Origin of the sequence: Moraxella sp. (assembly GCF_024227015.1) — a bacterium.
GTDB lineage: Bacteria > Pseudomonadota > Gammaproteobacteria > Pseudomonadales > Moraxellaceae > Moraxella.
Genome location: NZ_JAAELD010000161.1, coordinates 1 through 1,102, shown reverse-complemented (window position 1 = coordinate 1,102; position 1,102 = coordinate 1). Strand labels below are relative to the sequence as shown.

The window sequence follows — 1,102 nt, the reverse complement described above, 5'->3', positions numbered from 1 at the left end:
TTTTAAATTATGGCATTTTTGTTTATGGTATAATGGCAAATTTTCAAAAAATTATCAAAACAGACAAATTTAAAACAGGTAACTCATGGCATTTTTAAAAGATTATGACGTCATTGTGATCGGTGGTGGGCACGCAGGCACAGAAGCCGCCCTTGCGTCCGCTCGTATGGGGGCAAGCACCTTGCTCATCACTCACAACATCGAAACCCTAGGACAGATGAGCTGTAACCCAGCCATTGGCGGTATCGGTAAATCACACTTGGTGCGTGAAGTGGACGCATTAGGCGGAGCAATGGCACTGGCAACCGACAAAGCAGGTATTCAGTTTCGAGTGCTAAACAGTCGTAAAGGGGCGGCGGTGCGTGCCACTCGAGCCCAAGCTGACCGCATTTTGTATAAAGCCGCCATTCGTCATACCTTAGAAAATCAAGCCAATCTTGACCTGTTTCAGCAGCCTGTGGATGACATCATCATTGACAACGGACGTGCGGTCGCTGTCGTTACCGCCACAGGCGTGCGTATCAATGCTCGTGCGGTCGTCTTGACATCAGGTACGTTCCTAGGCGGTGTGATTCATGTGGGCTTGGATAGTCAAAGTGGCGGAAGAGCAGGGGATATGCCGTCTATTCGTCTGGCGGACAGACTGCGTGAATTACGCTTGCCTGTAGGACGACTCAAAACAGGCACGCCTGCACGCATTGACGCACGTTCGGTAGATTTTTCTGTGATGACAGTGCAAGCAGGTGATACGCCTTTGCCTGTGATGAGCTATATGGGCGATGTGTCCATGCATCCACGCCAAATCAACTGCTACATCACCTACACCAACGAACGCACCCACGACATTATCCGTGCCAACCTTGACCGCAGCCCCATGTTTAGTGGCAAGATTGAAGGCATTGGTCCTAGATATTGTCCGTCCATTGAAGATAAGATTCACCGCTTTGCCGATAAGGACAGTCATCAGATTTTTATTGAGCCTGAAGGTTTGACCACGCATGAGCTATACCCCAATGGTATCTCGACAAGCCTACCTTTTGATGTGCAAGTGGACTTTATTCGCTCCATGCGTGGACTAGAACATGCTCATATCACTCGCCCA

At 49.1% G+C, this 1,102-nt stretch carries 1 protein-coding gene; it reads left to right on the top strand.

From position 1 onward, the window contains the following. Positions 1-85: 85 nt before the first annotated feature. Positions 86-1,102 (top strand): FAD-dependent oxidoreductase (locus GY683_RS03805; protein WP_297287485.1); only part of this gene is annotated, 1,017 nt, incomplete at its 3' end.